General features: G+C 40.4%; 1 protein-coding gene. It reads left to right on the top strand.

What is annotated here, in order from left to right; all coding sequences use genetic code 11:
- The coding region (locus IDG64_RS15090) for an E domain-containing protein (protein ID WP_206171388.1) at positions 1 to 203 on the top strand (203 nt) is incomplete at both ends.

The following is a 203-nucleotide window of genomic DNA, read 5'->3' as shown; positions in this document are numbered from 1 at the left end:
AACTTACCAACAGATCAAACGGAAAAAGTACCAGGTAAACCAGGAATCAAGAATCCAGACACAGGAAAAGTGATCGAAGAGCCAGTGGATGATGTGATTAAACACGGACCAAAAACGGGTACAACAGAAACAAAAACAGTAGAGATACCGTTTGAAACAAAACGTGAATTTAATCCGAAGTTACAACCTGGTGAAGAGCGAGT

This window comes from Staphylococcus sp. EG-SA-15, from assembly GCF_017151895.1.
Taxonomy (GTDB): Bacteria; Bacillota; Bacilli; order Staphylococcales; family Staphylococcaceae; genus Staphylococcus; species Staphylococcus aureus.
Note: the sequence above shows the minus strand (reverse complement) of the source record. Positions and strands in the feature narration are given on the sequence as shown.